This window comes from Saccharothrix variisporea (assembly GCF_003634995.1).
In the GTDB taxonomy this organism is placed as follows: domain Bacteria; phylum Actinomycetota; class Actinomycetes; order Mycobacteriales; family Pseudonocardiaceae; genus Actinosynnema; species Actinosynnema variisporeum.
Genome location: NZ_RBXR01000001.1, coordinates 7,841,590 through 7,864,127, shown reverse-complemented (window position 1 = coordinate 7,864,127; position 22,538 = coordinate 7,841,590). Strand labels below are relative to the sequence as shown.

21 protein-coding genes and 1 pseudogene are annotated in these 22,538 nt (G+C 72.2%); 5 read left to right on the top strand and 17 right to left on the bottom strand.

From position 1 onward, the window contains the following. Nucleotides 1–7: 7 nt before the first annotated feature. The 4 genes and pseudogenes from DFJ66_RS36005 to DFJ66_RS35990 all read right to left on the bottom strand — a co-directional run bounded on the left by DFJ66_RS36005 (nucleotide 8) and on the right by DFJ66_RS35990 (nucleotide 3,406). Nucleotides 8–562: pseudogene (locus DFJ66_RS36005) on the bottom strand (transposase family protein). Nucleotides 563–624: 62 nt separating this feature from the next. Beyond that, nucleotides 625–1,428, bottom strand: a complete 804-nt coding sequence (locus DFJ66_RS36000) for a bestrophin-like domain (RefSeq protein ID WP_121228109.1) — start codon at nucleotides 1,426–1,428, stop codon at nucleotides 625–627. A gap of 81 nt (nucleotides 1,429–1,509) precedes the next feature. After that, complete coding sequence (locus tag DFJ66_RS35995; protein WP_121228107.1) at nucleotides 1,510–2,658, bottom strand: MFS transporter; 1,149 nt, start codon at nucleotides 2,656–2,658, stop codon at nucleotides 1,510–1,512. Further along, nucleotides 2,651–3,406 (bottom strand): DeoR/GlpR family DNA-binding transcription regulator, encoded by a 756-nt coding sequence (locus tag DFJ66_RS35990; RefSeq protein ID WP_121232239.1) that lies wholly within the window; start codon nucleotides 3,404–3,406, stop codon nucleotides 2,651–2,653. Before DFJ66_RS35990 ends, DFJ66_RS35995 begins: the two co-directional genes overlap by 8 nt. A gap of 110 nt (nucleotides 3,407–3,516) precedes the next feature. On the opposite strand from DFJ66_RS35990, the gene DFJ66_RS35985 reads away from it, so the two are divergent. Both DFJ66_RS35985 and DFJ66_RS35980 read left to right on the top strand, forming a co-directional pair. Continuing rightward, on the top strand, nucleotides 3,517–4,254 hold the full coding sequence (locus tag DFJ66_RS35985; RefSeq protein ID WP_121228105.1) for an SIS domain-containing protein: 738 nt from the start codon (nucleotides 3,517–3,519) through the stop codon (nucleotides 4,252–4,254). A 63-nt stretch (nucleotides 4,255–4,317) separates the two neighbouring features. Continuing rightward, nucleotides 4,318–5,895 carry a penicillin-binding transpeptidase domain-containing protein gene (locus DFJ66_RS35980; RefSeq protein ID WP_121228103.1) on the top strand — a complete coding sequence of 526 codons (1,578 nt, stop codon included), beginning with the start codon at nucleotides 4,318–4,320 and terminating at the stop codon, nucleotides 5,893–5,895. 6 nt (nucleotides 5,896–5,901) lie between these two features. On the opposite strand, the gene DFJ66_RS35975 is transcribed toward DFJ66_RS35980, so the two are convergent. From DFJ66_RS35975 to DFJ66_RS44640, 6 genes are all read right to left on the bottom strand, one after another. Further along, the gene (locus DFJ66_RS35975) at nucleotides 5,902–7,779 is read right to left on the bottom strand and encodes an ABC transporter ATP-binding protein (RefSeq protein WP_121228101.1); all 1,878 of its coding nucleotides are present in this window, start codon (nucleotides 7,777–7,779) and stop codon (nucleotides 5,902–5,904) included. A 264-nt stretch (nucleotides 7,780–8,043) separates the two neighbouring features. Then, nucleotides 8,044–8,319, bottom strand: coding sequence for a hypothetical protein (locus DFJ66_RS43685; protein ID WP_211351427.1), 276 nt, complete (start codon nucleotides 8,317–8,319; stop codon nucleotides 8,044–8,046). A gap of 311 nt (nucleotides 8,320–8,630) precedes the next feature. After that, nucleotides 8,631–9,452, bottom strand: coding sequence for an enoyl-CoA hydratase/isomerase family protein (locus tag DFJ66_RS35970; RefSeq protein WP_121228099.1), 822 nt, complete (start codon nucleotides 9,450–9,452; stop codon nucleotides 8,631–8,633). A gap of 66 nt (nucleotides 9,453–9,518) precedes the next feature. Continuing rightward, entirely contained in the window at nucleotides 9,519–9,728 is a 210-nt protein-coding gene (locus DFJ66_RS35965) for a helix-turn-helix domain-containing protein (protein ID WP_015103570.1), read from the bottom strand. A 175-nt stretch (nucleotides 9,729–9,903) separates the two neighbouring features. Beyond that, nucleotides 9,904–11,532: an ABC-F family ATP-binding cassette domain-containing protein gene (locus DFJ66_RS35960; RefSeq protein ID WP_121228097.1), complete on the bottom strand. Its 1,629-nt coding sequence runs from the start codon at nucleotides 11,530–11,532 to the stop codon at nucleotides 9,904–9,906. A 100-nt stretch (nucleotides 11,533–11,632) separates the two neighbouring features. Next, entirely contained in the window at nucleotides 11,633–12,307 is a 675-nt protein-coding gene (locus DFJ66_RS44640) for a hypothetical protein (RefSeq protein ID WP_246030043.1), read from the bottom strand. Between DFJ66_RS44640 and DFJ66_RS35950 the strand changes: the two genes are divergently transcribed. Next, nucleotides 12,300–13,043 carry an SDR family oxidoreductase gene (locus tag DFJ66_RS35950; protein WP_121228093.1) on the top strand — a complete coding sequence of 248 codons (744 nt, stop codon included), beginning with the start codon at nucleotides 12,300–12,302 and terminating at the stop codon, nucleotides 13,041–13,043. The genes DFJ66_RS44640 and DFJ66_RS35950 overlap by 8 nt on opposite strands. A 24-nt stretch (nucleotides 13,044–13,067) precedes the next feature. On the opposite strand, the gene DFJ66_RS42310 is transcribed toward DFJ66_RS35950, so the two are convergent. The 3 genes from DFJ66_RS42310 to DFJ66_RS42305 are packed head-to-tail and all read right to left on the bottom strand — an operon-like array spanning nucleotide 13,068 to nucleotide 14,407. After that, nucleotides 13,068–13,502 carry a hypothetical protein gene (locus tag DFJ66_RS42310; protein ID WP_147459444.1) on the bottom strand — a complete coding sequence of 145 codons (435 nt, stop codon included), beginning with the start codon at nucleotides 13,500–13,502 and terminating at the stop codon, nucleotides 13,068–13,070. Beyond that, nucleotides 13,495–14,010, bottom strand: coding sequence for a SigE family RNA polymerase sigma factor (locus DFJ66_RS35940; RefSeq protein ID WP_121228089.1), 516 nt, complete (start codon nucleotides 14,008–14,010; stop codon nucleotides 13,495–13,497). Before DFJ66_RS35940 ends, DFJ66_RS42310 begins: the two co-directional genes overlap by 8 nt. A 4-nt stretch (nucleotides 14,011–14,014) precedes the next feature. Next, nucleotides 14,015–14,407 carry a hypothetical protein gene (locus tag DFJ66_RS42305; RefSeq protein ID WP_147459443.1) on the bottom strand — a complete coding sequence of 131 codons (393 nt, stop codon included), beginning with the start codon at nucleotides 14,405–14,407 and terminating at the stop codon, nucleotides 14,015–14,017. Between the two features lie 202 nt (nucleotides 14,408–14,609). Between DFJ66_RS42305 and DFJ66_RS35935 the strand changes: the two genes are divergently transcribed. Further along, nucleotides 14,610–15,233, top strand: coding sequence for an FMN-dependent NADH-azoreductase (locus DFJ66_RS35935; protein WP_121228087.1), 624 nt, complete (start codon nucleotides 14,610–14,612; stop codon nucleotides 15,231–15,233). A 37-nt stretch (nucleotides 15,234–15,270) separates the two neighbouring features. Here the strand turns inward: DFJ66_RS35935 and DFJ66_RS35930 are convergent, their stop codons facing one another. Continuing rightward, nucleotides 15,271–15,936, bottom strand: a complete 666-nt coding sequence (locus tag DFJ66_RS35930) for an acVLRF1 family peptidyl-tRNA hydrolase (RefSeq protein WP_121232237.1) — start codon at nucleotides 15,934–15,936, stop codon at nucleotides 15,271–15,273. Then, complete coding sequence (locus DFJ66_RS35925; protein WP_246030042.1) at nucleotides 15,933–16,511, bottom strand: hypothetical protein; 579 nt, start codon at nucleotides 16,509–16,511, stop codon at nucleotides 15,933–15,935. The genes DFJ66_RS35930 and DFJ66_RS35925 overlap by 4 nt, the downstream gene beginning before the upstream one ends. Before the next feature lie 316 nt (nucleotides 16,512–16,827). Here DFJ66_RS35925 and DFJ66_RS35920 point away from each other — a divergent pair, with 316 nt between their 5' ends. After that, nucleotides 16,828–17,805: a helix-turn-helix domain-containing protein gene (locus tag DFJ66_RS35920; RefSeq protein ID WP_121228085.1), complete on the top strand. Its 978-nt coding sequence runs from the start codon at nucleotides 16,828–16,830 to the stop codon at nucleotides 17,803–17,805. Between the two features lie 141 nt (nucleotides 17,806–17,946). Here the strand turns inward: DFJ66_RS35920 and DFJ66_RS35915 are convergent, their stop codons facing one another. Beyond that, a complete protein-coding gene (locus tag DFJ66_RS35915) occupies nucleotides 17,947–20,736 on the bottom strand; it encodes a S8 family serine peptidase (protein WP_121228083.1) in 2,790 nt (929 codons plus the stop codon). Nucleotides 20,737–20,884: 148 nt separating this feature from the next. Continuing rightward, nucleotides 20,885–22,450 carry a deoxyguanosinetriphosphate triphosphohydrolase family protein gene (locus DFJ66_RS35910; protein WP_121228081.1) on the bottom strand — a complete coding sequence of 522 codons (1,566 nt, stop codon included), beginning with the start codon at nucleotides 22,448–22,450 and terminating at the stop codon, nucleotides 20,885–20,887. Nucleotides 22,451–22,538 lie beyond the last annotated feature (88 nt).

The window sequence follows — 22,538 nt, the reverse complement described above, 5'->3', positions numbered from 1 at the left end:
AAGTCGGTCAGTGGTCGTAGGCGGTCAGGGATCGGGTGACGGGTTGGCCGGTGACGCGGTTGTGCCAGATGGCTGCGGTCAGGGCCAGGAGTCGTTGGGCGATGCGGACTCCGACGCCGTCGATGGTGCGTCCGCCGTGCACGGGAGTGGGATCGGCAGTAGCCGTATTTCGCCCAGCCGGCCAGCTCCGAGCGCTTGACCGTCGGCCGGGAGCGTCCGCATTCGACCGGGGTGGAGTCGACGATCCAGGGGTGTCGGTCCACGGGTCGGTGTCGGCGGCCAGCTAGCGCATGACCTGCTTGACCAGTGGTAACGCGGCCCTGAGGCGGCGGTTGTAGCCGGACTGGCCGGGCAGGTACCGGAACGCGCCGGGCATCCGGGCGGGCAGGAACCGCAGCCACCGGGCCTCGGAGGTGAAGCCGAGCAGTGCCTGGGCGACCGCGAGGGTGACCAGTTCGGCGTCGGTGAGCCCGGGCGGTCTGCCCATCCGGCGCCTGCCCGCGAGGTTGTCGTCGATCTTGACGTGGAGTGCGGTGAGAAGGGTGTTCAGGTCTGTCGTCAGAAACGGATCTTGAACACCCTTCGTCCGTCTCCGGCCGTCACCCCGACTTGCGCATCACTCGGCTAGCTCTCCCGGCGGTTGCCCTCGGCGTCGCAGGGCAGGGCGTTCTGGCCGTAGGCGTCGGCGAAGTCCTCGGCGATGTCGGCTTCGGTGTGCGCCATGGCCTCGGGCGAGATGCCGATCGCCCCGCCGAACGGCCGGTCCACGTCCCGGATCAGCAGCAACGACAGCGTGACCAGGGTGGTGAGCACGACCAGTCCCACCACCTCGGCGCGCTTGCCGCGGGCGGGCAGGTTGAACGCGAAGGCGACGACCATGACCGCCAGGCTCAGCACCATGAACCAGTACAGGACGGCCGGGATCGCCGGCGTGGCCTGCGCTATCCGCTGGCTGCGGGCGTCGGAACGGTCCCGGTCGGCCTGCACGAGGGTCTCGAACACGCCGTTGTCCGCGCCGATCTCCTTGAAGACCGCGCGGAACTGGGTGCTCCACGTGCTGGGCTTGCTGGAGCCGCCGCCGCCGTCCTCCAGCGACGGCCACTCGTGGGCGAGCACCGCACGCGCGTAGCAGACCGTGGCGCCCTGGAGGGTGCGGGCGGCGGGTTGGGGCGCGAACTCGGCCACCTCGAAGAAGTTGTCCACGACGTTGGCCTCGACGCGGACCGCCTCCTCCGCCGCGCTGTACGACTCGGCCGCCACGACCAGCACGAACGCCAGTAGGAGCACGGCCAGCGTCTCCATCGGGCTGGACAGGTCCCGGATGGTGAGCGCCTCCCCGGTGTCCAGCCGCCGCCGCTTCTTGAGCAGCCAGTTCACGACGAGCCCGCCCACCAGCGCGACGACCGCGATGACGACCGTGGTGATCACTGCGACTCCCCTCGTCCGGCTTCCAGTGGCCTACGGACCGACGGCCACGGCAACCGGACGGGGGAAGTGCACGCTTTCAGGTCACCCGCGTTTGAGCGCGCGTGCGCCCAACACCACGCTCAGCAACAACACGGGCAGGATGCCCAACGCCCAGCTCTGCGAGGTCGCGTGCGCGAGCAGGCCGATCAGGGGCGGACCGAGGAGGAAGCCCGCCCACCCGGCCGTGGCGACCCCCGCGATGGCCTGGGCCGCGTGCGCGTCGGACTGGGCCGCGGCCGAGCTGAAGGCGACCGGCACGATGCACGCCAAGCCGAGGCCGAACAGTCCGAACCCGACCAGCGCGAGCCCGAACTGGCCCACCACCAGGGCGGTGCCCAGGCCGATCGCGCCGACCGCGGCGAGGGTGGCCACCACGCGGGACGGGCCGAAGCGCAGGACCCAGCGGTCGCCCATGACCCGGCCGACGAACATCAGCATGGCGAACACGGCGTAACCCCAGCCGGCGGCCTCCTCGGCCACGCCCACGGTCTCCTTCAGGTACAGCGCCGCCCAGTCGCCCACCGCGCCCTCGCACAGCAGGCCGGCGAACATGATCGCGCCCAGCACCAGCACCCGCTTGTCCCGCCACGGCAGGCCCAGTTTGTGCTCGTCCACGGCGTGGTCGTCGCCGAGCATCGCCCGGGACAGCGGCCACGCGACCAGCGCGACCAGGACGGTGGCGCCGATCATCTGGCTGGTCAGGTCGACGCCGAGGCCGAGTGCAAGCGCTCCCAGGCCGACGCCGACGAAGCCGCCGAAGCTCCACCAGGCGTGGAAGCTGGACAGGATCGGACGGCCGTAGTCGTTCTCCACGGCGATGCCCTGCGAGTTCATCGACACGTCCAGCGCGCCCTGGGTCGCGCCCCACAGGGCGAGCGCCACGAACAGCGCCCACGCGCTCCACGCGAGGCCGAGCAGCGGCGAGGTCAGGCCGTAGCCGAGGAAGGTCAGCAGCACGACCCGTCGGCTGCCCCACTTGGCGACGGCGTTGCCCACCAGGAGCATCGCGACCACGGACCCGACGGGTGCGCCGAGCAGCGTGAGGCCGAGGGCGCCGTCGTTGAGGCCCAGGTTCTCCTTGACCGACGGGATGTGCGGGGTCCAGGCGGCGAAGACGGCGGCGTGCAGGGCGAACACGATCGCCGTGGCGACCCTGGCCCGGCGGGGCGCCGCCAGAGCGGTGTCAGACAAGGCGGACCTCCACACCGGCCTCGCGCAGGCGCTCGACCTCGTCGGACGGGGCGTCCCGGTCGGTGACCAGGACGTCGATCTCGTCGGCCGCGCACACCCGGCCGAACGCGGTGCGCCCGAACTTCGAGCTGTCCACGGCGGCGACGATGCGCGCGGAGGCGTCCACGGCGGCCTTCTTCACCGCGCCCTCGGCGAGGTCGTGCGCGGACACGCCGTCACGCGCGCTGAGCCCGCAACTGCTGAGCACCATCGTGTCGAACCGCATGACCTTGAACGCGTACTCGGTCAGCGGGCCGACGAACGCCAGCTCACCAGGGCGGATGTCACCGCCGGGCAGGACCATCCGCACGCTCTCCGCGCCGCGCAGCGCGTCGGCGGCGTGCAGGGACAGCGGGAGCACGGTCAGCCGCCGGTCGGTGAGCCGGCGCGCGACCTCCAGGGTGGTGCTGCCGCCGTCGAGCACGACGGTCTCGCCGTCGTCGAGCAGGTCCGCGACCGCCTCGCCGATGCGCCGCTTGGCCTCCAGCCGCTGCCGCGACCGGGCCGCGTACGGGGTCTCCTCGCCGGTGAGCATGCTGACCGCGGCACCGCGCACCCGGCGCAGCAGCCCGTCGCGTTCGAGCACGTCCAGGTCGCGGCGCACGGTCATCTCCGACGCGCCGACCAGCTCGGCGAGCGCGCCCACGGCGACCCGCTCGCCGCCGCGCAGCCGCTGGAGGATCAGCTCGTGCCGCATCGCAACATCCATGGTGTTCATCTGAACATGGGATGTGTTCGAACGTCAAACCCTCCTGGCGGCCGGTGCGCGGATCGGGTAGGACTGGCGATCACTTGGTTCAGACCATTGGAGGGACCCGCATGACCGAGACCGTGCCCGGCTCCGACTACGGCGATGTCGTGCGCAACCACCTGACCAGGGTCGAGCAGGCCAACGCGGCGGCGCTGGACGACGTCGCGGAGCTGGTGCTGGCCACCGTGCGCGCCGACGGCACGATCCTCGCCGCGGGCGCGGGCCACTCCCTGGCCGCGGTCGCCGAGACCTTCTACCGGGCGGGCGGTCTGGCGTGCGTGCGCCCGGTCTACCACCCGGAGCTGCTGCCCATGCACGGCGCGATCAGCAGCACGGCCGCCGAGCGCCGGTCCGGTCTGGCCGCCGAGGTGCTGCGTGAGACCGGCCTGGCCGCGCACGACGTGCTGTTCGTGTTCTCCACCTCCGGCGTCAACCCGTACCCGGTGGAGCTGGCCGTGCACGCCGCCGACTCCGGGGTGCCGGTGGTGGCGGTGACGTCGTTGGCCGCCAGCGCCGCCGCACCGCGCCGCGCGGGCACGACGCTCGCCGAGAACGCGACCGTCGTGCTGGACAACCTGGTGCCGCCCGGCGACGCCACCTACCCGGCCGACAACCCGGTGATCGCGGCCGTGTCGACGGTGGCGACGGCGTTCCTGTGGAACCTGCTGCTGGTGCGGCTGCTGGACAAGGCCGCCGAAGCCGGCGTGGCACTGCCGTTGTGGCGCAGCGCGAACGTCGAGGGCGGCGACGCGGCGAACTCGGAGCTGTTGCGCAAGTACCAGACCCGCATCCCGCAGCTGGGATAAGCACAAATACTCACGATTCCTCCACACGTCCCGGCTAGCCTCCGAGACGTAGAGGGGGAACACGTGAACAGGAAGACCAAACGCTGGGTGCTGGCCGGGGGCGGGCTGACGGCGGTCGCGGTGATCGTGGCCGGGGCGGTCGTGCTGACCTCGGGGGCGAGTCCGACCGCCGGCCCGCCGGTGCCCACGGTCAGACCGCTGCCCGGACCGGCCGCCCAGGACTTCGTCAGCTGGATGATGGCCGGTGACGCGGCCCGCGCGGCGGCGGCCACCGACGCGGCGGGCGCGGCGGAACCGGTGCTGCTCAAGACGTTCCAGGGCATGGCGGGCGTGCCGTTCCACGGCCGGTTGGGCTCCGCACCGCCGCCGCCCGAATCGGCGACGACGACCACGTTCGACCTCGAGGTCACGTGGTCGCTGCCGGACAAGACCTCGGTCAAGTACCCGACGAAGGTCGAGGTGCGGCTGACCGACGGCAAGTGGCGGGTGCACTGGGCGCCGACGCTGCTGCACCCGCAGCTCACCGAGGGCCAGACCCTGGCCTACCTGCCCAGCTCCGGCGACGGCGCGCTGCTCGACCGCAACGGCGCGCCCGTGCCGGAGGACCTGGCCCCGCCGGTGCTCCAGTCGGTGCGCAAGGAGATCGGCAGCCTCACCGGGACACCCGGCTGGCAGGTCGCGGCGGTGGACGCGGCCGGTGCGCCGGTCACCGTCGTGCAGGAGAAGAAGGCCCAGGTCAAGCAGTCGGTGACGGTCACGCTGGACCCGGCGGTGCAGCGGGCGGCGCAGGCGGCGGTGGACCCGGTGGCGCAGGGCGCGGTGATCGTGGCGATCCAGCCGTCGACCGGCGACATCCTGGCCGTGGCGCAGAACGCGCAGGCCAACACGCAGGGCCTGATCGCGTTGCAGAACTACTTCGAGCCCGGGTCCACGTTCAAGGTCGTCACCGCGACGGCGGCGCTGACGGCGGGCACGGCGGGGGTGGACAGCGAGGTCGACTGCCCCGGGAAGAAGACCATCGGGACGCGGCAGATCGTCAACGACGGCCAGTTCGAGCTGGGGACGGTGTCGCTGCGGCGAGCGTTCGCGGCCTCGTGCAACACCAGCTTCAGCCAACTCGCCGCCGACCTGCCCGCCGACGCCCTGCCGCGCGCGGCGTCGCTGTTCGGGCTGGGCGCGGACTTCACCATCGCCGGCATCACCACGAACACAGCCAAGGTGCCGCCGGCCGTGACGGTGCCCGAGCGGGTGGAGGCGGGCATCGGACAGGGCAAGGTGCTGACCACTCCGTTCGGCATGGCGCTGGCCGCGGCGACCGTGGCGCACGGCAGCGTGCCGACGCCGCAACTGATCCGCGAAATCCCCACAACCGGCGGCACGGACGCAGCGCTGCCGGGCAACGTGGCGTCGGCGCTGCGCACGATGATGCGGGGTGTCGTGACCGACGGGACGGCGACCCAACTGGCCGGGCTGGGCGACGTGCGCGGCAAGACCGGCACGGCCCAGCACGGCGACGGGTCGCGCTCGCACGGCTGGTTCATCGGCTACCGCGGCGACCTGGCCTTCGCGGTGATGGTCGTCAACGGCGACACCTCGAAGGTCGCGGTCGGGGCCGCCGCGACCTTCCTCGGTGCGCTGTAGGGGTTTTCAGACCGCTGCGGGCGTTGTGGCGGGTGCTTCGTCGAACTGGGTGCGGTGCAGTTCGGCGTAGCGCCCGTCCGCCTCGATCAGCTCGGCGTGCGTGCCGCGCTCCACGACCCGGCCGTCCTCCACGACCAGGATCTGGTCGGCGGCGCGGATCGTGGACAGCCGGTGGGCGATGACCAGCGCGGTCCGGCCGCGCAGCGCCTCACCCAGCGCGGCCTGCACCGCCGCCTCGGACTCGGAGTCCAGGTGGGCGGTGGCCTCGTCCAGGATGACCACGCGCGGACGGGCCAGCAGCAGCCGGGCGATGGTCAGCCGCTGGCGTTCGCCGCCGGACAGCCGGTAGCCGCGCTCGCCGACGACCGTGTCCAGGCCGTCGGGCAGGGACTCGACCAGGGGCTTGAGGCGGGCGCGGTCGAGGGCGTCCCACAGCTCGTCCTCGGTCGCGTCGGGGCGCGGGTAGGACAGGTTGGCGCGGATGGTGTCGTGGAAGAGGTGCCCGTCCTGGGTGACCACGCCGACCGTCCGGCGCAGGTCGTCGAAGCCGAGGTCGCGGACGTCCACATCGGACAGGCGGACCGCGCCGGAGTCGACGTCGTAGAGCCGGGGCACCAGCGAGGCGATGGTCGACTTGCCGGCCCCCGACGACCCCACCAACGCCACGAGCTGTCCGGCTTCGGCCCGGAAGCTGATGCCGTGCAACACCTCCTCGCCACCGCGACTGTCCAAAGTGGCCACTGACTCCAGCGAGGCCAACGACACCTTGTCCGCCGCCGGGTAGGCGAACCGCACGTCCTCGAACTCGACCGACACCGCACCGTCCGGCATGGTCGCGGGGTCGGTCTTCTCCTCGATCATCGGCTTGAGGTCGAGCACCTCGAAGACGCGCTCGAAGCTGACCAGCGCCGTCATGACGTCCACGCGGGCGTTGGCGAGGGCGGTCAGGGGCGTGTAGAGGCGGGTGAGCAGGAGGGCGAGCGACACCACGGTTCCCGCGGCGAGGTCACCAGTGAGGGCGAGGTAGCCGCCGAGGCCGTAGACGAGGGCTTGGGCGAGGGCGGAGACGAGCGTGAGGCCGGTCATGAACCAGCGGGTGGCCATCGCGGTCTTGACCCCGATGTCCCGCACGCGCGCGGCCCTCTCAGAGAACTCGGCGACCTCGGCCCTCGGCCGGCCGAACAGCTTGACCAGCGTGGCGCCGGGCGCGGAGAACCGCTCGGTCATCTGGGTGGTCATGGCGGCGTTGAGCGTCGAGGCTTCGCGCTGGAGGTCGGCCATCCGACTGCCCATCCGCCGCGCCGGCAACACGAACACGGGCAGGAGGACCAGCGCAAGGGCCGTCACCTGCCACGACAGGGTGAACATCACCCCGAGCGACAACCCCAGCTGGATGACGTTCGTGACGACCCCGGACAACGTCGAGGTGAAGGCCCGCTGCGCCCCGATCACGTCGTTGTTCAGCCGGCTGACCAGCGCCCCGGTCCGCGTGCGCGTGAAGAACGCGACCGGCATCCGCTGCACGTGCTCGAACACGGCCCGCCGCAGGTCGTAGATCAACCCTTCCCCGATCCGCGCCGACTGCCACCGCTCGACCAGCCCCAACGCGGCATCCACGACGGCGATCCCGGCAATGGCCACGGCAAGCCACACGACAACGGAAACGCCCCGCCCACCGACGATCGCATCCACCACCCGCCCGGCCAACACAGGCGTGCTCACCGCCAGGACTGCGGAGACGACGGTCAACAGCAAAAACACGACCAACTTGGTCCGATGCGGCCGAGCAAACCCCACAACCCGCCGAAACGTCCCCTTCCGCACCCCCTTGGGCGCCCCGGACGCCGCCATCACACTGCGCATCAAGCCCCATGTTCCGTCCACGACAGACAGAACACCCCGACCCACCCCGACCTTCCCCAATCCGCTCCCAGCGGACGCACCCACCAGCCCCCCGCCCCACCCACGCGGCGCCCCACGCCCCACCCACGCGCGCACGCCCCACGCCCGCGCTCTGCCCCACGCCCGCGCTCTGCCCCACGCCCGCGCTCTGCCCCACGCCCGCGCTTTGCCCCACGCTCGCGCCCTGCGGCCTCGCGGCCCGCAGCGTTGCGCGCTGGGGCATTGCGGCCACCCGCCGCCCCGCACTCACTTGCGACGCGCGCTCGCCCGCCGCAGCCTGCCCGCCCACCGCAGCCTGCCCGCCGCCGCTCGCCCACCGCAGCCTGCCCGCCGCTCGCCCACCGCAGCCTGCCCGCCGCTCGCCCACCGCAGCCTGCCCGCCGCTCGCCCACCGCAACTTGCCCGTCTCAGCCTGCCCGCCGGGGCCGCCCGGCTCTCGCCCGCCGCCGCGGGCCGCCGCAGCCCGCCCGCTTGGCTCTCGGCAGCCCGCTCGCCCGCCGGCAGGCCGCCGACCGGAGCCATCCGGCTCTCGCTCGCCGCGGCCCGTTCGCTCGGCTCTCGCCTGCCGGCTCGCTGGCCGCAGGCTGCTCAACCGCCCTGCCGGTCACCGGCATCCCGTGGCCAGCCGGGTCGTGGGGTGGGGGGCGACTGGGTGGGGGCCGTGGTCCGGTGCCGTTCCCCCGCGTTCCTCTTCATCTACGGGACGCGCGAGTCGGTGGTTGGTCGCGGATCCTGTATGTCGCTCGATCGGGTGATCGTGCGGAGGGTGGGTGCGGAGCCCTGGTCAGGGTAGCGCGGAGTTGATCAGTGTGCCTGGTGGGCGTGGGGAGCGATCAGGCGTTGGGGGTGCCGGTGGCCAGGGCGGTCAGGGCGGATAGGCGGCGGAGTTGGGCTTCGCGTTCTGCCTGGAGTTGGGACTGTTCGGTCGGGTTGTCGGCGGCGTGGGCGAGGAGGGCCAGGGTTTCGCGGACGGCACCGGGCATGGGGCGCAGGAGTTGGGTGACCAGGTCGTCCACGGCCGCGTCCAGGCGGTCGCCGGGGACGACGGTGTTCGCGAGGCCGATGCGCAGGGCCTCCTCGCCGCCCACCCGGCGACCGGTCAGGCAGATCTCGGCCGCCCTGGAGTACCCGACCAGCCTCACCAGCGGCAGGGTGCCGCCCAGGTCGGGGACCAGGCCCAGGGACGTCTCGGCCATGCAGAACTGGACGTCGTCCGCGGCCACGCGGAAGTCGCACGCCAGCGCGAGTTGGAAGCCCGCGCCGATGGCGTGCCCGTGGACGGCCGCGATCGTCACCCGGGAGGGGTCGCGCAGCCAGCGGAAGCCTTCCTGGAACTCCGCGATCAGCGCCGCGCCGCCTTCGGGTCCGCGGAGGGTGATCTCCGCCAGCCCCGGCTCGCCCTCCACCTGGGCACCGGTGAACATCCGCCGGTCCAGACCGGCGGAGAAGGCACGACCGGAGCCCCGGACGACCACGACGCGGACGTCCGGGTCCAGCTGCGCACCGATCGTCCGCAACGCCGTCCAGGTGGAAGGCGTCTGTGCGTTGAGCACGTCGGGACGGTCGAGCGTGATCGTCGCGCGCGGTCCGTCGACGACGAGCCGCACGCCTCCGCGTTCCAGCAGGCCGGCGTCGATGGTGGTCGGTGCCGACATGCGCGTTACCTCCGGGTTCAGGCCGGCGCCGTCTCTCCTCGACGCCCGTTGTTACCGGAGGGTAGCTTACTTCTTCTTCGTGCGGGTGGCGCCACCGCGACCGCGCAGCTGCACACCGGACTCGCTCAGCACCCGGTGCACGAAGCCGTAGGAGCGTCCGGTGGACTCGGCCAACGCCCGGATGCTCGCGCCCTTTTCGTACTTCTTCTTCAGGTCAGCGGCCAGCTTGTCCCGCGTGGCGCCGGTGATCCGGGCGCCCTTCTTCAGGTCAGCCACCTTGTCCCGCCTTCCGTAGACAGCAGGTCGGGCCGTGAAAGCCCCTGTCGTCGCAATGATCGAACACGGCGACCAAGAACGCCAGGCGATCATGCGAAAAGATCGGCGAGCGGTCGTTCGGGTGAAGGGCGAACACGGAGAGTGGATCTACCGTGATGAGACTGAAACCTCTGGCTCAGGCCAACTGCACGAGTTCCAGGTACTCCTCGGACCAGTGGTCCTCGGTCCCGTCGGGCAGCAGGATCACCCGCTCGGGCTCAAGGGCCTCCACCGCGCCCGGGTCGTGCGTGACCAACACGACCGCGCCCTCGTAGCGGCGCAGCGCGTCGAGCACCTGCTCGCGGCTGGCCGGGTCGAGGTTGTTGGTCGGCTCGTCGAGCAGCAGCACGTTCGCCGCGCTGGACACCAGGCCGGCGAGCGCGAGCCGGGTCTTCTCGCCGCCGGACAGAGTGCCGGCGGGCTGGTCGAGCTGCTCGCCGCTGAACAGGAACGTGCCCAGCAGCGAGCGCAGCTGCTGTTCGGGCACGTCGGGGGCGGCGTGGCGGATGTTCTCCCAGACTGTGGCCTGGTGGTCGAGGGTCTCGTGCTCCTGGGCGAAGTAGCCCAGCTTCAGGCCGTGACCTGGGACGACCTCGCCGGTGTCGGGTTGCTCCATGCGCCCGATCAGGCGCAGCAGGGTCGTCTTGCCGGCACCGTTGAGGCCGAGGATCACCACGCGCGAGCCGCGGTCGATGGCCAGGTCGACGCCGGTGAACACCTCCAGCGACCCGTAGGACTTGCTCAGGCCCTCGGCGGTGAGCGGCGTCCGGCCGCACGCGGCGGGCTGCGGGAAGCGGATCTTCGCGACCTTGTCCGCCTGGCGGGTCTCCTCCAGGCCGGACAGCAGCTTCTCGGCGCGGCGGGCCATGTTCTGCGCGGCCACCGCCTTGGTCGCCTTCGCCCGCATCTTGTCGGCCTGCGCCATCAGCGCGCCGGCCTTCTTCTCGGCGTTGGCGCGCTCACGGCGACGGCGCTTCTCGTCGGCGGCACGGGCTTCCAGGTACTTCTTCCAGCCCATGTTGTAGATGTCGATCTCGCCGCGCGTGGCGTCGAGGAACCACACCTTGTTGACCACGTCGTCGAGCAGCTCGACGTCGTGGCTGATGACGACCAGGCCGCCGTCGTGGTTCTTGAGGAACCCGCGCAGCCACGCGATCGAGTCGGCGTCGAGGTGGTTGGTGGGCTCGTCGATCAGCAGGATCGTGCTGGACTTCGCGCCCACGCCCGCCTCGGACGCGGCGAACAGGATGCGCGCCAACTCGACCCGGCGACGCTGACCGCCGGACAGGGTGCGCAGCGGCTGCGCCAGGACGCGGTCGGCCAGGCCCAGGTTGGAGCAGATGCGCGCGGCCTCGCTCTCGGCGGCGTACCCACCGAGGGCGGCGAACCGCTCCTCCAGCTTGCCGTACTTGCGCACGGCGGCTTGGAGCTCGTCGTCGTCCACCAGCTCCGCCATGGTGGACTGCATCTTCTCCATGTCGCGCAGCAGCTGGTCCAGGCCGCGCGCGGACAGCACGCGGTCCTTGGCGATGACCGACAGGTCGCCTTCGCGCGGGTCCTGCGGCAGGTAGCCGAGGTCGCCGGTGCGCCGCACCTCCCCCGCGTACGGCTGACCCTCGCCGGCCAGGACGCGCAACGACGTGGTCTTACCCGCGCCGTTGCGGCCGACGAGGCCGATGCGGTCGCCGGGCTGGACCCGCAGGGTGGCGTCGGACAACAGGATGCGCGAACCCGCGCGCAACTCGAGATCGGTTGCGGTGATCAAGGCAGAACTCCGATGCGGTGGTGGTCGTGCGGGGTCGACGGTGTCCGCGCGGCTGGCGCGCGTACCGGACCTACTCGATCAAGACGACCACTCCACCAGTCTACGGGTCGGCCGCCACCGAATTAGCCGCGTGTGTCCACCGGCATACATTTCGCGCATGACGAGCAACGAGGGCACAGACGCCACCAGCGCGGGCGGGCAGCGCGGGCAGCGGGCAGCGCGGGCAGCGCGGGCAGCGCGGGCAGCGCGGGCAGCGCGGGCAGCGCGGGCAGCGCGGGCCGGGCAGCGCGGGCAGCGCGGGCAGCGCGGGCAGCGCGGGCAGCGCGGGCAGCGCGGGCAGCGCGGGCAGCGCGGGCAGCGCGGGCAGCGCGGGCAGCGCGGGCAGCGCGGGCAGCGCGGGCAGCGCGGGCAGCGCGGGCAGCGCGGGCAGCGCGGGCAGCGCGGGCAGCGCGGGCAGCGCGGGCAGCGCGGGCAGCGCGGGCAGCGCGGGCAGCGCGGGCAGCGCGGGCAGCGCGGGCAGCGCGGGCAGCGCGGGCAGCGCGGGCAGCGCGGGCAGCGCGGGCAGCGCGGGCAGCGCGGGCAGCGCGGGCAGCGCGGGAGCGGGCAGCGCGGGAGCGGGCAGCGCGGGAGCGGGCAGCGCGGGAGCGGGCAGCGCGGGAGCGGGCAGCGCGGGAGCGGGCAGCGCGGGAGCGGGCAGCGCGGGAGCGGGCAGCGCGGGAGCGGGCAGCGCGGGAGCGGGCAGCGCGGACTTCGTCGGTAGGACGGCACTGGTCACTGGTGCGAGTCGGGGGATTGGGTACGGGGTGGCGTTGGAGCTGCTGCGCCGAGGGGCGTCGGTGACCATCACGGCTCGCAAGCCGGACACGGTTGCGGCGGCGGCGGAGTCGTTGGCCTTGGAAGCGGGCGTGCCGGCGTCGCGGGTGCTTGCGGTTCCGGGCAATGCGGGCAAGGCCGAGGATCGCGAGGAGGCCGTGACTCGGACGGTGGAGCAGTTCGGCAGCCTGGACGTGCTGGTGAACAACACCGGCATCAACCCGGTGTTCGGTTCGCTGATGGAGGCGGATCTGGGCGCGGTGCAGAAGATCTTCGACGTCAACGTGGTGGCCGCGCTCGGGTTCGTGCAGTTGGCGTGGAAGGCGTGGCTGCAGGAGCACGGCGGTGCGGTGGTGAACGTGGCGTCGGTGGGTGGGTTGCGGTCGACGGGGGTGATCGGGGCGTACGGGGCGAGCAAGGCGGCGCTGATCCGGCTGACCGAGGAACTGGCGTGGCAGCTGGGACCGAAGGTGCGGGTGAACGCCGTCGCACCCGCCGTGGTGAAGACGCGGTTCGCCGAAGCCCTCTACACCGGCCGCGAGGACGAGGCCGCGCGTGCCTACCCGATGAAGCGGCTCGGGTCGCCGGAGGACGTGGCTCAGCTCGTGGCGTTCCTGGCTTCGGACGCGGCGGCGTGGATCACCGGGGAGACCGTCCGGGTGGACGGCGGCTTGCTGGCGACGGGTTCCCTGGCCTGACGGATGAGGGGGGCGGCTGACGGGTCACCGGGTGGAGGTGGCGGGCGCGACGTTCGGTGTGGGGATCGGTGTGGCGGCGGGCGGGGCGGGTGTGGCCGGGAGTCGGGTCGGGGGCGTTGTGGCCGGGGCCTGGGTCGTGATCGGTGTGGGCGGGAGCTGGGTCGGAGGTGGTGTGGCGGGGCTTGGTGTCGCGGGGGCCGAGGTGGCCGGGCTCGGGGTTGAGGTGTGGAGAGGGGGCGTGGCCGGGGTGGGGTCGTTGGAGGGCCTGGTCAGGGCGAAGCCTGCTGCCGCGACCAGGGCTGTGGTGGTGAGGGCGGTGCCGACCACCGCTACTCGGCGGCGGCGGTTGCGGATGCGACGGCCGTGCCACACGATGTCCACCGCGCTCACCGGGCTCGGCCTTGGTGTCGGCTTGATGTTCAGCTCGTCGAACAGCTCCTTCAAACGGTCCTCAAGCACCGCGTGACACCTCCTGCCACAGTTCTGCGAACGCGGGACCCAACCGGCGCCGCAACGCCTTGAGCCCGCGGTTGGTGTTGCTCTTGACGGTGCCGACCGAGCACCGCAGTGCCGCCGCCGTCTCCTCCACGCCCAGGTCGTGCCAGTACCTGAGCACCAGGACCGCTCGCTGCTTCGCCGGCACCGACTGCAGCGCGTCCCACACCACCAGCTTGTCCTCGCTCAACACCGCGACCTCGGGCTGCTCGGGCAGCTCGTCGCGCAGCAGCTCCCGCCGCCACCGCACCCGCCGCCGCTCGGCGATGAAGGTGCGCACCACGATCCTCCGCAGGTAGGGCTCCAGACCCTCCCGACGGACCAGCTTCGGCCCGGCCAGGTACAGCTTGAGGAACGCGGTCTGCACGACGTCTTCGGCCTCGTGGTGGTTGCCGCACAACAAGTACGCGGTGAAGCGCATCGAGTCGGCGCACCGGTCGAAGTGTTCGGTGAACTCCGCGTCCCAACTCACGCCGTCATCGCCTCGGAGTCGGGGCGGGCGTCGCGGTCGGGGGCGCGGGGGACGTCGAGGGCAGCGGTGTGACCTCGGGCAGGGGCGCGGTCGAGGGCAGGGGTGTGGGTGCCGGCGTGGCCGTGGACGGCAGAGGGGTCACGGCGGGCGGAGCAGGTGTGGGCGCGGGTGTCACGGCGGGCGGGGCAGGGGTGAGTGCCGGAGTCACGGCAGGGGGAGCGGGGGTCGGCGCCGGGGTGGCGGCGGGCGGCTGCGGGGTTGGCGCGGGGGTGGCGGCGGGCGGTGTGGTGGGTGCGGTCGTGGCGGGGTCGCCGGACGTTCCCGCCAGCGCGGGCACGGCGACGGCGAGACCGCCGATGACGACGGCACCGGCCGCCAGAACCAGTCGAGTGCGCATGACCTGCTCCTTCGCTTGGTGGACCACCTCCTCGTCGGGGCCCCTCATCCCTATCCATGCGGTCGGGACGGCTGGAGGTTGTCACGAGTTTTCGATCACCGCTCGGACTAGCGAAGCGGACCACAGTCCGGTACGGTCGAGAACAAGCGGACCACGGTCCGAATAAACGGAAGAGCGAACGAGCAGGAGAGCAAGGAGCGCCATGAGCAAGCTGCTGCACATCTCGGCCTCGCCCCGCGCCGGCGAGTCGGAGTCCCTGGCCATCGCCGCGACCTTCGTGGACGCCTACCGCGAGTCCCACCCAGGCGACGCGGTCGAGCACTGGGACCTCTGGGACGGCACCCTCCCCGCCTTCGGCCCCACGGAGGCCGACGCCAAGATGACGCTCATCCGCGGCGGCACCCCGGCAGGCGAGGCGGCCGAGGCGTGGGAGGCCGTGGTCGCCGCCTTCCACCGCTTCAACGCGGCGGACAAGCTGCTGTTCAGCGTCCCCATGTGGAACGCCAGCGTGCCCTACGTCCTCAAGCAGTTCATCGACGTCGTGTCCCAGCCAGGTCTGCTGTGGGGCTTCGACGTGGAGACCGGCTACATCCCCCTGCTCCAGGGCAAGAAGGCGGCCGTCGTCTACACCAGCGCGGTTTGGGCCCCGGGACTGACCTCGGCGTTCGGCACGGACTTCCAGTCCACGTTCTTCGACGACTGGCTGCGCTGGGCGGGCATCGCGGACGTCACCGCGATCCGCCACCACCCGACCGTGCTGGGGGACGTCGAGGACTCGCGCCAGACCGCCATGGCCGCCGCGCGGGAGGCCGCCAAGACCTTCTGAAGCCGAGACGTTCTGAAGCCAAGACCTTCTGAAGACGTCAGTCGCGGACGACGATCTCGACAGCTCGCGCGCGCTGGGCGGCCTCGTCCAGCACCGACCGCCTCGGTTCCGGCACGTCCAGCACGCGGGGCGAGGCCAGGGCGAACACCGGAGCCAGGCGGCGGTCCGCGCGCAGCACGTCCAGCGCCTGCCGGTCACCACCCAGCACCACGGCGTCCAACGACCCCACCACCGGCAGCAGCACCCGGGCCACGTCGTCCGCCGCTGCCTGCAACGCCACCCGCGCCTGCCCCTCGCGCCGCCGCGCGAACCGCTGCTGCGACCACCCACCCGCCTTGTTGCGCCCGTGCACCTGGCGGCTGTCCGTGGTCGACACCTCGACCACCCCGTCCACCGCCACACCGACGCTGTGCCCACCCAACCGCACCAGCACCAGCCCGATCCGGCGACGAGCCAGCGCCAGGGTCAGCAACGGCTCCAGCGCCAGACCTTCGAAGTCACCCGCGGGGGTGAATTCCCCGAAGGCGGCCGAGACCGAAGCCGAAGCCCCGTCCACCGCCGTCACCACGAACGACGACGCCTCGACCGACGTCCCGACCACCCCGCCGTGCCGCGCGGCGAACCGCGAGAACCACCCGGTCAGGCGTTCCGGCTCGACCTCGACCGCCCGGCCGCCGCCGGAGACCGGGCGGACCTTGGTCATGCCGGCGCCACGGCCACCCACACCGGCAGGGGGTGGCCGCACTCGGCGGGCGAGAGCCGCTGGACCGCGCCGAACCCGGCACCGGTCAGCTCGTCGGAGATCTGCTCGGCGGTCAGCACCCGGTGCCGCGTGGCGACGGTGTTGACGACCTCCCAGGACGTCTCCCCGCGCACCAGCCGCACGACCTCGAGGGCGTAGGACTCCCCGTCCGCCGCCCAGTCCCACAGCTGCACCGTGACCTGCCGGCCCGGTCCACGCCCGGACACCCGCGGCGGCGGCGCGGTGGGCCGCAGCCTGCCCAGGCGGTCCAGCTCGGGCACCGCCGCGACCAGCAGTCCCCCGGGCCGCAACGCGCGCCGGGCCAGCGCCAACGCGCGGGACAGGGCGTTCTCGTGGGCCAACCGGGGCAGCAGGTCGTCGCCCGCGCGCACCACGTCCACCCCGGACGGCGCGGGCTCGCCCACCACGTCCAGCAGGTCGACCACCTGGTGCTCACCCGCCCCGAGGACGGCCGCGGCGACCTCGCTCAGCGGGTCGTCCGGCACGGGCACCACGTCGGCCACCGGGTCGGTCACCGGGCACACAGTAGGGCCAACCGATCGGGTTACGCCAAACGGGCTGTGGTGACCGCGTCACGCAGAGCGGCCACCACCACCGCCGAACCGACACCGAAGGGGGTCGATACCACGACCTCCGGTATCTCGTGCACAATGTTACCGGCGGGTTTACAGATTCCAGAGCACGGGCAATCACCACTTGACAGATCGAGTGCCACCCCAGTGAACTCGTGACCCGTATGGACCAACCATTGACTCCACCTGGTAGGCACCACCGCACTGCGTTGGCGGGTAGGGTCACTGGGGCGTGATCTAATGACAGCGGGGAGTCACAATGACCAACGCTGCCGGTCGACCCAACCTGTCCGTCGACGACCTCGACTCGACGGGCCACGGCAGTCTTGCGCAGCTCCTGACCACGGGACCCTTCCCCGAGGCGCTGAGAGCCGCAATCAAGGCCAGCAGGCTGAGTCTCGACCGCATCCAGCACAGGCTCGCCCTGCGCGGGGTCACCATCAGCGTCGCCACGCTGAGCTACTGGCAGTCGGGCCGTCGCCGACCCGAGCGACCGGAGTCGCTGGAGGCGCTGCGCCACCTGGAGACCGTGCTGGGCGTGCCGCAGGCCGGCCTGTCGGCGCTGCTCGGGCCGCCGCGCCCGCGCGGCAGGCGGTCCCGGCCGACCACGATGATGCCGATCGACGCGCTGTGGGCGCGCCGCGAGCGGGTCGCGAACCTGCTGCAGAAGGTCGACACGTCCTCCGACGTCAAGCTGGGCCGGATCAGCCAGCACGACCGCATCGAGATCGCCGCGGACGGCGGTCAGCGCTCGGTGTGGGTGCGGCAGATCCTGCGCGCCGAGCAGGACGGCCCGGACCGCTGGGCGCTGGTGTTCGAGACCGAGGAGTCCGACGTCCTGCCGGACGTGGTCAACCTGCGCAACTGCCACCTGGGCCGCTACGCCGAGGACACCGACGCCAACATCATGGTCGCCGAGCTGATGTTCGACCGCCCCCTGGCCAGGGGTGAAACGATCATCATGGAGTACGAGCTGCTGTTCGCCGAGGGCCACTACCCGGCCGGCAACAACACGTTCGCGCGCAAGTTCCGGCTGCCGGTGCGGGAGTACGTGATCGAGGTGCGCTTCGACCAGTCGTACCTGCCCGCGCGCTGCCAGCAGTTCAGCGTCCCGGCCGGCGACGACACCCCGTCGCGGCGGCGCAACCTCGCGCTGGACGCCGCGGGCGGCGTGCACGCGGTCGCGCTGGGCTTCGGCCCGGGTGTGTTCGGCATCCGCTGGGAGTGGCCGAAGTAAAGATCGCGTTGCGGACCCGAAGTCGCGAAGGCCACCGGAGAGCGCTCCGGGGGCCTTCGTCGTGGGTGAGGACTGCTCCGGTCGGCGGATCGGCCCCGTGGCACCGGGGCCGATCCTTCAACCAGCCGTTACCGCGGTCGATCAGGCGTAACCGTTGATGTGCAGCGAGACCGCCCGGATGGAGCCCTTGTCGGCCGCCACCTGGTCCACCACCTTGAACGTCCACGTGCCGTCGACCGGCTCGGCCAGCAGCGCCGCCAGCGGGCTGTTGGGCTTCCAGGTGCCGGTGAACGGCGCCTGGCTCGCGGTCACGGTCGAGTACGCCTTCGCGGCGGAGTCGTCGAACACCACCTGGCACAGGTTGGCGCCGGTGCCGCCGCTGCGCGAGAACACCGTGGCGGTCGCGCCGGACGGCGAGGTCAGCGTGCCGACCAGGTCACCGGTGAAGGTGTGGTCGATGCCCACCGTCGTGGCCCCGTCCGTGGCGGAGCACGTGGCGCCGTCCACCGAGAAGGTCAGCTTCGCCCCGCGCCCGACCCCGCTGACCGGGATCTGCACGGACGCGCCGGTCGCGTCGTTGTCCGGGATGGGCACGACCGGGCCGGTGTAGGCGAAGTGCTTGGTCTCCCGCGAGGGTTCACCGACCGGCACGTTGAACGTGCTGGACGTCGGCGATGTCGAACCGGCGAAAGACACGCGAGCGTCCAACCGAACTGGTACACCGAGCTGGGCCGTCGCCGGCACGGTCACCTTGAACGTGTTGGTCACCGTCTGGCCGGGGTCGACGTTGCCGTAGTACTTCGACCGCGGCGCGATGGTCACCCCGGCGGTCGGCGTGGTCAGCACGAGGCTGGTGGACGCGGCCGTGCCGTCGCCGACGTTGGTCACCGGCACGGTGACCGTCGCCGTGGTGCCCGGCTTGAGGTACTGGCTGCCGTCGTTGTCGTTGACCACTGACGGCGGCTGCGCCTTGGCCAGCGGCTGCGGCGACGCACCCGTGTAGGCCAGGACCAGGTCGGCGCGCACGACGCCCGCGCCGGTCCGGTTGTCCCTACCCGCCTCGGCGATGTCCAGGGCGGTCGCGGTCAGCGCCTCGCGCACTTCAGCCGGGGTCAGGCCGGGGTTGCCGGACAGGATCAAGCCCGCGATCGCCGCCGCGTTCGGCGCGGACGCCGACGTGCCGAAGAACGGGTTGAAGCCGGTCACCGAGGTGGCGACACCGTCTGCGGCGGTCAGGTCCGGCTTCTGGCGCACCTCCTCGCGGGGCGTGCCGTCCGGCGCGAAGAACACCTTGCGCGGGCCGTCCGAGGTGAACCGCTCGGGCTTCTGCGTGCTGTCGTAGGCGTTCGGGTACGGGCCGCGCGGGTTGGCCGGGTCACCGGGCTCCAGGTCGAACGGCAGCGGGGTGTTCGCCGGGGCGGCGGCCACGCTGATCGCGCCCTTCGCCGCCGAGTGCCCGCGGGTCACGCCCGGGGTGGCGAACTTCTTCAAGCCGTCCGAGGAGTCCTTGAACCGGCCGCCGAGCGCGGACAGCGACAGGTACTTGTCCTCGCCGCGGAACTTCACCACGGCCAGCCGCAGCCCGGTGCCGCTCGCCGGCGTGTTCAGCCGCTCGTACGGGTCCTGCACGCCGTCCTGGTTGTTCTGGCTGAACGCCACGACGTTGCCCTGCGCGTTGGCCAGGTACAGGTCGTAGTCGTTGAACGACGAGGCCAGCGGGTCGGACCAGAACAGGGTCACCGGCACGTTGCCGGACTGGTCGGACAGCGGGTTGAACACCTGCTTGGCGTTCGGGTCGGGGTTGAAGTCGTGCGCGGTGCCGGCGAACTTGCCGACGCCCACGCCCGAGTCCACGAACTGGCCCTCCCAGTGGCCGGAGGTGCCGTCCGCGACGTTGCCCTCGTTGCCGGCGGAGGAGAAGTACACCGCGCCGGCGGCCACGACCTCGTCCACGGCGCGGGCGATCACGCCGTCCTGGAACGGGGATTCGTTGAAGTACAGGATGTCGTCCACGATCACGTCGCAGCCGAGTTGGAAGCGCAGGCCGCGGATGTTGTCGGCGAAGTTCGCGTCGCCGTGGATCGCCGTGGCGAAGCCGAGTTCGGCGTTGGGCGCGATGTCGTGGAGGATCTCCAGCATCGCCGTGCCCTCGCTGCCCGAACCACCCCCGCCGGGCAGGATGTCCACGGCGGGCAACTCGCCCGCGGTCTGCGAGGCCAGCAGGCCGTCGACACCGTCGGAGATCGCGCACAGCTTCACGCCGGTGCCGGTGACGTGGTGGGTCTGGCGGGCGGTGTCGGCGGCGTGTGCCCGGTCGCCCTCGCCGACCTTGGGCGCGAGGACCCGGGAGGACAGCGCGGACAGCGTGCGCTGCTCGACCTCCTTCGCCTTGTCCTCCTTGGACGGGACCTTGGCGTCCTTCGGGTCCTGCTTGTGGAAGGACTTCCACTCGACGGCGGCTTCGACGCGGCGGACGTCGGCGCGCTCGGCCAGGCCGCCCAACGCGGAGAGCGGGACCTGAGCGCGGACGGTCTTGCCCACCGTGGAGGTGGAGTGGATCGCGGCGCCGGTCGCGCGCACGGCGGCGACCAGGTCGTCGGTGACCTCGTGGGCGCGGATGTCGACCAGCACGGTGTTGCCCGGCTGGACCTTCACGCCGGTGTTCACTTGCGGGACCTTGCCGATGCCGCCGGGCGTGGCGCGGCGGCGCTTCTCCACCAGCAACGCACTGTCCAGTTTGGACTCGGCGGCGGTGGCGGACCTCTTGATCTCCTGGAGCGCGGCGATCTGCAGCGCGGTCTTCTGCTCGACGCCCTTGGACGCCGGGGTCGGGTCCGCTGCCGCCGGCTGCACGGCCGCCAGGGTCAGCAGGACCGCGGCCCCCGCCGCGACCAGGGAGTTTCTTCGGGATCTGCGATTCGGTGAGCGCACAGGCGTCTCCCCCAGGGTTCGGGCGTGCCCCCGACGCACGCGTCCGGCGACCGGGTGTCCCCGATCGGAGGGGTCAACGTATTGCGCACGGATACTTACCGTCTGCCACCGTTCGGCCTACTTCTCAGACGGTAAGATCCATCACAGTTCACAGAACAAAGGCGTCCGTCCACAGCTGACCGGTCCGTCCGGACACCGCGTCCAGCAGCGCCGCGGCCTGGTTGTCGGTCAGCGAGGCGACGAAGTCCACCACCGCCCGGCCGCGCGCGAGCGCCCGAACGGCGTCCGGTCCGGACGGTCCGTCGCCCGTAGCGCCCACGAGGGTGTGCGGTTCGGAGCGGGCCAGAGTCGTGTACTCGGCGGTGGCGAGTTCGATCAGGTCGTGCAGGCGGCGCGGGAGCCGGTCCGCTTCGTGCCGGTCGGTCGCCCACTGCTCCAGCGCCTCGACCAGCGCGGTGAGCAGCCGGGCCTGGCCGCGCTGGTGCAGCGCGAGGTCCGGGCGCAGCAGGACGAACCGGCGGTGCACGAACTTCAGCACCTGCACCTCGTGCCACTGCGGGGTGGCGAGCACGACGTGACCGGACCGGGTGGTCGGCTCCTCGATGACGCCGACCGAGTCGACCAGCCGGCGGGTCCAGCGCGCGGAGAAGCCGGCGACGGCCTGTTCGGCTTCCACCGACCCGTCGAACGGGACCGCGAGCAGACCGTCGACCAGTTCGGACCTCACCTTGGCCACGGCGTGGGCGAAGGCGTCGTCGTCCACGGCCCACGAGTCCTTGGCGTGCAGGCGACGGCGCAGGGTCTCGAGAGAACGGCCGGGGCGGCGCTGCTGGGCAGCGAGGTCGGCGGCGCTGAGCGCGGCGAGGTCGAGCGCCTGGTCCAGCCAGGTGTTGAGTTCGGCGGAGACGGTCGCGTGCTGGAGGACGCCGACGCGGTGGAAGTCCTCCAGGTCGTGGATCGCGTAGGCGATGTCATCGGCGGTGTCCATCACGGACGCCTCGACGGTCTGCTGCCACGGCTCCAGGAGTCCGGTGTAGAAGTCGCGGGCCTGGGCGAGGTCTTCGAGTTCGGTGACGTAGGCGGAGAACTTCACCGCGCCCGTGCCGGGGGCGTCGGGCGGTTCGGCCGCGCCGCGCGGGGGTGCGGGGAGGTCGCGCGGGTGCGGGGTCGGGAAGGACAGGCGGGTCCACGGGTACTTGAGCATGGCCGCGCGCACCGCGACGGTCAGGTCGAGGCCCAGGGCGTTGGGTCCGCGGACGTCGGTGGTGGTGACGATCCGGAAGGACTGGGCGTTGCCCTCGAACCCGTCGGACAGGCCGAACCGGTGGCGGGCGAGGCGGTCGAGGACCTGCTCGCCGAGGTGCCCGAACGGCGGGTGGCCGAGGTCGTGCGCGAGGGCGGCGGCCTCCACGACGTCCGGGTCGCAGCCACCGAGCTTGTCGAGGACACCGACGAGGTCGGGGCGCGCGGTGAGGCGTTCGGCGATGGCTCGGGCGGCTTGCGCCACTTTCAGGCTGTGCGTGAGGCGGTTGTGCACCAGGAGACCGGACCCGGTGGAGCTGACGACCTGCGTGACGCCGCCCAGGCGGGCGAAGAACGGCGAGCTGGCCACGCGGTCGCGGTCGACGCGGTACGGGCTGGTGGCCAGGTCGGCCGTGCCGCCTCCTCTGCCGCCGGACCGGCGCAGCGTGCGGGGGTCGTGGTCGCGGTGCATGGCAAGAAAGTAGTCCGTGACCGGCTCGTCGGCACTCCTGGGAACGCAAAAAGCCCTCAGGGGCACACGATGACCGTGTGCCCCTGAG